General features: G+C 64.1%; 4 protein-coding genes. 2 read left to right on the top strand and 2 right to left on the bottom strand.

The annotated features are described in order from the left end of the window. Window positions 1-649: amino acid ABC transporter substrate-binding protein (locus tag EOD07_RS20435; RefSeq protein WP_164772381.1), on the bottom strand; the 649-nt coding region annotated here is incomplete at its 3' end. A gap of 307 nt (window positions 650-956) precedes the next feature. Between EOD07_RS20435 and EOD07_RS20430 the strand changes: the two genes are divergently transcribed. Both EOD07_RS20430 and EOD07_RS20425 read left to right on the top strand, forming a co-directional pair. Continuing rightward, the gene (locus EOD07_RS20430) at window positions 957-1820 is read left to right on the top strand and encodes an RNA polymerase factor sigma-32 (RefSeq protein WP_127236753.1); all 864 of its coding nucleotides are present in this window, start codon (window positions 957-959) and stop codon (window positions 1818-1820) included. A gap of 201 nt (window positions 1821-2021) precedes the next feature. Next, window positions 2022-3923 (top strand): caspase family protein, encoded by a 1902-nt coding sequence (locus tag EOD07_RS20425; RefSeq protein ID WP_245470341.1) that lies wholly within the window; start codon window positions 2022-2024, stop codon window positions 3921-3923. Window positions 3924-3992: 69 nt separating this feature from the next. On the opposite strand, the gene EOD07_RS20420 is transcribed toward EOD07_RS20425, so the two are convergent. Continuing rightward, window positions 3993-5462, bottom strand: a complete 1470-nt coding sequence (locus tag EOD07_RS20420; RefSeq protein WP_127236751.1) for a M48 family metalloprotease — start codon at window positions 5460-5462, stop codon at window positions 3993-3995. Window positions 5463-5560 lie beyond the last annotated feature (98 nt).

The raw sequence follows: 5560 nt of genomic DNA, 5'->3' as shown, positions 1-5560 counted from the left end.
CCCCGGAATAATCGGCATTCTCTTCCTGCGCGGCGATCTTCACATTGGCGTCCGGCTTGTGCTTCTTGAAATCAAGGAAGGACAGGCTGTCGTTGATGGTGGCGTCGGCGCGGCCGGTGAGCAGAAGCTGGATCGACTGGTCGAAGCCGTCGGTGCCGACGAGCTCGGCGCCGTTCTTCTCGGCGAGCTTGCCGAAATTGGAAGTCAGCGACTGCGCCGACTTCTTGCCCTTGAGGTCGGCGAAGGTCTTGATGTCGGTGTTGTCGCCGCGCACGATCAGCACCGCCTTCGAGGCGATGTAGGGATCGGAGAAATCATACTTGGCCTTGCGCGCATCGGTGATGCCGACCTCGTTGATGACGGCGTCGTAGCGGTTGGCGTCGAGGCCGGCGATCAGCCCGTCCCACTTGCCTTCGAGGAACTCGACCTTGACGCCGAGCTTGTCGCCGATGGCCTTGGCGATCTCGACGTCGAAGCCGACCAGCGCGTTGGACTCGTCGTGATAGGTGAAGGGCGCATAGGTGCCTTCAGTGCCGACCTTGAACACCCCGGCCTGCTTGATCTGGTCGAGATTGGCGCCGGCATGGCCGGCGGTGATCGCCAGAACCTGCAGCGTTCCGGCGATAAGGAGCGGTTTGAGCCATTTCATTTTTCTGTGATCCCGTTTTGACCGGTGCCCCGGCACGATTGTGAGAGCCGGAAACTGACAGATAGAAGGCTGCAAAATAAGGAACCAGATTTCAAAAATAGGCTCTGCCAGAAATCTGATTCTCAAAATCGCCCGAGAATCCGCTAACCGGCTTTTCCCCGGCCGATAACAAAATGTTCCCGCTGGCAACATCTGCCCCCTCGGGCGGCGGAACCATCCATGCGCCTGACACGTTGCATCGCTGTTGTAGGGCGTGGCGGTGTCTTTTCAACCATCGTCGGTGCAATCACCGCCAACAGGAGCTGGCATGATCGAGGACGCGGCAGGACGGACACTGGTCCGGGCGGCAATGAGGGCTCCCTATCTCGAGCGCGACGAGGAGCATGTGCTTGCGCTCCGCTGGAAGGAAGAGAACGACCAGCACGCGCTGCACAGGATCACCGTCGCCCATATGCGCCTGGTCATCTCCATGGCCTCGAAATTCCGCCATTACGGCCTGCCGCTCGGCGATCTCATCCAGGAGGGCCATGTCGGCTTGCTCGAGGCGGCGGCGCGTTTCGAGCCTGCGCGGGAAGTGCGCTTCTCGACCTATGCCACCTGGTGGATCCGCGCCTCGATGCAGGATTATATCCTGCGCAACTGGTCGATCGTGCGCGGCGGCACCAGCTCGGCGCAGAAGGCCCTCTTCTTCAATCTCAGGCGCTTGCGCGCCCGCCTTGCCAACGGGGCCGAGCCGCTTTCCAATGCTTCGCTCTACCGCGAGGTCTCGGCGGCGCTCGGCGTTCCGGAGGCCGACGTGGCGATGATGGATTCGCGCCTGTCCTCGCCCGACAGCTCGCTCAACGCGCCCTTGGCCGACGAGAACGGCGCCGCCGAGCGGATGGATTTCCTGGTCTCCGAAGACCCGCTTCCCGACGAGATCGTCGGCGAAAGGATCGATGTCCAGCGCCGGGCCATCTGGCTGAAGAGCGCGCTCGGCGCGCTCAACGCCCGCGAGCTTCGCATCATCGAGGAGCGCAGGCTGAGCGATGACGGCGCCACGCTGGAATCGCTTGGCGAACAGCTCGGCATCTCCAAGGAGCGCGTCCGCCAGATCGAGGCCCGCGCCATGGAAAAGCTGAAGCTGGCCCTGGTGAAACAGAACCCGGAATTCTTGGCGGAGGCCGCCTGACGCTAACCAGCGCTCGACGATAAGATATTAGTAAATAAGAAAATTATCGCCACGGGGGCAATTTTCCTTCATCCTACTTCCGGATTGTGAGGTCTTTAACAGATCATTGCGTCGCAATTGGCCTCTTTGAAGCCTCCAGATCACACACATGGGGGATTTGCCATGCTGCGATGCTGCGCACTCCTTGCTGCTTTGATCCTCGTGGGTCTCACGACGTTCGAAGCGCATGCCGATCGAAGGGTTGCCCTCGTCATCGGCAATTCGCAATACCGCGAGATCCCGGCGCTCAAGAACCCGGACAAGGACGCCGAGGATGTATCGAAGACATTCCGGCTGGCCGGCTTCGAGGTCTTCGCGGCCAAGGACCTCACCAGGCTTCAGTTCGAAGAGCGTTTCCGCAACTACCTGGCGGCAGCGGACGGGGCCGACCTGGCGGTCGTCTATTATTCAGGACACGGCTTTCAGATCGGCGGGGAGAATTTCCTGATCCCGGTCGATGCGTCGCTGAAAGATGCGGCCGACATGGAAGTCCAGGCCATCAAGGTCAATGACATACTGCGGCAGTTGCGCTCGAGATCGAAGATCCAGATGGTCATCCTCGACGCCTGCCGCAACAATCCCTTCCCACGCAAGGACTATTGGCTGCGCGACCAGTTGATCGTCGCCGGCGACAGCGGACTTGCGCAGGTAACCGGTTCGCAGAACACGCTGATTGCCTTTGCCACCGAACCGGGCGCGGTCGCCTATGACGGCTCCGGCGACCTCAGCCCGTTTTCATCGGCCTTCTCCCACCGTGCGCTGGCGCCGGACCAGGAGATACGCTCGGTGATGGCGGCCGTGCGCCGCGATGTGGTCAAGGCGACCAACGGCAAGCAGGTGCCGTGGGAGAACTCATCGCTGATCGACGACGTCGTGCTGATGCGCGGGACCGAGCAACCCGCGCCGCCGCCCGACACTGAGCAGGATCAGCAGACGGCGGAGCGCGGAATCGAAGCCGCCGCCGCTGCCGAAGCGATTGGAAATCGCGACATCCGCGTCCCGGTCGGCGTCGGCCCGGTTCCGCTGAAGCTGGATTTCCCCGCCAAGGATGCCGGGGTCAGCCTCAAACTTGCGAGCTACCCGGCGACGGGAACGCTGTCCCTTCCGGATCGGGTGCTGTCGCCGCAGTCGAGCCTGAAGGCCACCGAGGTCGGCAATCTGCGCTACGAGCCGCAGATCGGCTCCGCCGCTCCCGTCGACATCGGCTTCCAGATCCGCGCGGGCAGCGCCGCGAAACAGGCGACGGTGAAACTGTCGCCAAACGTCGATCCTTGCGACCAGGCCGCCGGCGAGCCTCTCGACCTGCAGGGCGTCGTCCCAGGCCGCTTGCCGAACGAGATCGGCGGCGGCGCTGTCGAAGCCTGCGAGGCGGCGGTGAAATCCTATCCCGACATTGCGCGCTTCCGTTACGAGTTGGGGCGGACGCTTCTGGCATCCGGCAGGATCGACGAAGCCAGACAGGCGATCCAGGAGGCCGCGGACAAGGGACATATCCGCGCCCTGTTCGCGCTCGGCTCTATTGCCTCCGTCGACTTGTCGAAGGCGAATGACCTCTATTCGAAAGCGTCCGACAAGGGAGACCCCTACGCCATGGCTGTCTGGGGCCGCGCTTTGTTCGACGGTCTCGGCGTCCAGCGCGATACCGGCAAGGGGCTCGACCTGCTGCTCCAGGCAGCGGCGATGGGACATGTCGATGCCATGAAGAACCTTGCGATGATCTTCAAGGAAGGCCGCAATGGCGTGCCCACCGACCCGGACCGCGCGCTGGCTTTCCTCAAGGCCGGCATGGAGCGGCAGGACGTGTACTCGATGGGCATCCTGGGCCTTCCCTCGCGCCCCGCGCGTAGTGCTCCGGTGGTCTTGGCGTGCAAGGCCCCGAAGGTCATCACGAAAATAAAGGTGGTCCGCGTGCCGGCGCCGAAGCCGAAGACACCACCTAAAGCGCCTGTCCCACAGCCGGCCGATCCAGTGCCGACCGACAGCGGCCGGGCGCCATGGAGCGGCAGCAATAGTTCCGACCACCCGAGCAACGGCCGCGGCGGCAAAGGCAATAGCGACGGCTGATCATCGCCGTGAGGAGGGGTGTGGGATTGGCCGAAGCGTCGGCCAGTCCCGGCCGCCTGACGGCCTTTCTTACCTGTCGGTGACGATCTTGACCTTGTCGCCGGCCGATACGCTGGCGCCGGGCGACATGGCGTTGAGCACGCGGAAGAGGTCTAGCTTGCGGTCGACGCCGACCATCTGGGCCGCGAGCGAACCCATCGTCTGGCCGGCCTGGACGGTGACGACCCGGATATGCAGCGGCTTCAGCGCCGCCTTCTCGGCCGGGCTTAGCACGCGGAAGGAGCCGCTGACCGAGCGCGCGACCGGGTCCAGCGACGTGCTGGCGGAGGGTGCCGCCGTGAGCAGCCTGTAGACCTGCCCGCCGGCGCGGATCACCGCGATATCGAACTGCCAGCCTTGCGCGCTGGCATGCGCCATGGCCGCCTCGTTGCCGTTGACCGTCTCCTGGCGCACGCTGGCGTCTTCGAGACCTGCCACCCAGCCGCTGCGGATGTAATCGGTGAGCGAGACCGACTTGTCGATCGCCACGCCGTCGAAGCGGATGGCGATGTCGCCCGGCCCGGTCGCGGTCACCGCGGCCGCCGAATTGTCGATGACGAAGCCGTCCGGCACCGTGAAGGAGACGCCGAGATTGGGGTGCATGAAGGTCTGGCCGCGCACATAGCCTTCTTCCGGCGTGTCGCCGTAAAGCAGGCCGTCTATGCCGGCCAGAAATGCGTCGCGATCGCGCGTGCCGACGCCGGGCGGGCCGAAATTGCGCGCAAGGCGCTGCGCCAGCTCGATGCGCTGCGGCGTGTTGGGATGCGTCGCCAGGAAGTCGAGGCTGGCATCGGTGGCGCCGCTGACCGAGCGGAAATCCGTGTAAGCCGACATCGACTGCAGGAAGCGGCCGGCGGCGTAAGGATCGTAACCCGCCTCGCCGATCGACTTGATGCCGATGGCGTCGGCCTGCAGTTCCTGGTTGCGCGAGAATTGCGCCAGCCTCAGCTTGCCGCGGATCAGCGCCGCCTTGGCCGTCGGGCTGTCGCCGAGCACATCGGAAACCACCTTGGTCGCCAGGCCTTCCTCGGCCTCGAGCTGCTGCCGCTGCAGGCCATGGTTGGCGGTGACGTGGCCCATCTCATGCGCGATGACGGCGGCAAGCTCGGAGGAATCGTTGGCCAGCGCCAGCAGCCCGCGCGTCACATAAAGATAGCCGCCCGGCAGCGCGAAGGCGTTGACGTTGGGTGAGTTGAGGATGGTGATGCGATAGGTCTGGGTCGGGTTGGCCGACACCACCGTCAGATTGCCGACGACCTTGGCCACCATGCGTTCCAGCTTCGGATCGGAATATTCGCCGCCATATGTGGCGAGAATCCGTGGATGCTGCGCTTTCGCCATTTCGGCGAGTTTGGCGTTGGCGACGACGTTGTCGACGGTGATCGGCTTGTCGGAAGGCTGGAAGCCGCTCTCCTGCACGTCAGGCGGCGTGAACATCTGGCAGCTGGCCAGCGCCACGGCAACGCCCGCCAGCGCGAAAAATCGTGCCAGTCGCCTCATCCACACTTTCTCAGTGCCGGTCGACAGATCGGCTTCCTTTCGACATCTTTCGGCAAATCACGGCCCAGCCGGACCAGCATGGCCGGACCTAGCCACAC

It is taken from the genome of Mesorhizobium sp. M2C.T.Ca.TU.002.02.1.1, from assembly GCF_003997225.1.
The sequence above is the reverse complement of the archived record's forward strand: the minus strand, read 5'-3'. Positions and strand labels throughout refer to the sequence as shown.

Excerpts from the sequence above, each read along its gene's own strand:
- EOD07_RS20430 (WP_127236753.1), top strand. The coding sequence starts at position 957 with ATGATCGAGGACGCGGCAGGACGGACACTGGTCCGGGCGGCAATGAGG.
- EOD07_RS20420 (WP_127236751.1), bottom strand. The coding sequence starts at position 5,462 with ATGAGGCGACTGGCACGATTTTTCGCGCTGGCGGGCGTTGCCGTGGCG.